This is a genomic window from Actinomadura nitritigenes (assembly GCF_017573545.1).
GTDB classification, from domain to species: domain Bacteria; phylum Actinomycetota; class Actinomycetes; order Streptosporangiales; family Streptosporangiaceae; genus Spirillospora; species Spirillospora nitritigenes.
Genome location: NZ_JAGEOK010000104.1, coordinates 1 through 1,022, shown reverse-complemented (window position 1 = coordinate 1,022; position 1,022 = coordinate 1). Strand labels below are relative to the sequence as shown.

Below are 1,022 nucleotides of genomic sequence, written 5' to 3'. Positions count from 1 at the left end.
TGGGGTCGGGGCGCCCGGGTGCCGGATGCCCGTCTTGGCGACGGTGGGTCCTGCGGCGCGGTGGCCGCCGGTCGGCTGCTCCGGGCTGGGTGCCCGTCTCCCGTCGGTGGGTGCCGATTCCATGGTTCCTCCGGCGCCGCCCCGTTCCCATGGCCGTCGGTCACATCGGGGCGGGACCAAGGTCCATCGGGATCAGTTCATCTGCCGCCGGTCCAGACGCGCCCATTCGAGGTCCCACATCTGCGCGCGGCGGCGGTCGCAGCGCCGGCGGACCAGCAGGCAGGCCGCCAGCGGTGGTGCTTTCGCGGCGCCCACTGCCACGGCGCCGACGAACGCCGTCGTGGTGACGGTGCCGGGGTGGCCCTGCGGCCGCCGGGCGGGTTCTCCCGAGGCGTCCACCCAGATCCGCCGTAGCGTGGTCGGTGGCGGTCATCTGCGCATGGTGGGATCTCGCGGTGCTGTCTGGCCCCGACAACGCTCGGGGCGCGAGCCTTCTCGTCGTCGGCGACCGCGGCATCGGCTCCTCCCCGCGCACCCTGCGCGGTGCCGTCACCCGAGCGTCCTGCATGAGGCGTCGGCCCCCGTCGCGATCGTCCCGGGCGGGAAGCGAGGGCGCGGCGGCCGGCCTGGTCAGTCGTGGTGGCCGTGATCCCGCTCGGCGTCGGCCTTGAGTTGCGCGGCAAGCGCGGCGGCCTGGGTGCGGCGGCTCATGCCGAGTTTGGTGAAGATGCTGGAGATGTAGTTCTTGACGGTCTTCTCGGCGAGGAACAGCCGCTCGCCGATCTGCCGGTTGGTGAGTCCTTCGCCGATGAGCTCCAGGATGTGGCGTTCCTGCTCGGTGAGCCCCTTGAGCGGGTCCTTCTTCTCTTGGCGGGCGCGGATGCGTTGGAGCATCCGGGCGGTGCTGCGGGGGTCGAGGAGTGATTGGCCGGAGGCGACGGTGCGGACGGCGCCGACGAGGTCGGAGCCGTGGATCTGTTTGAGGACGTAGCCGGCGGCGCCGGCCATGACGGCTTCGAAGA

At 72.3% G+C, this 1,022-nt stretch carries 2 protein-coding genes; both read right to left on the bottom strand.

The window, feature by feature from the left end; all coding sequences use genetic code 11:
- Positions 1-192: 192 nt before the first annotated feature.
- Positions 193-399: a hypothetical protein gene (locus J4557_RS49070; protein ID WP_208274835.1), complete on the bottom strand. Its 207-nt coding sequence runs from the start codon at positions 397-399 to the stop codon at positions 193-195.
- Between the two features lie 231 nt (positions 400-630).
- Positions 631-1,022 (bottom strand): response regulator transcription factor (locus J4557_RS49065; RefSeq protein ID WP_208274832.1); only part of this gene is annotated, 392 nt, incomplete at its 5' end.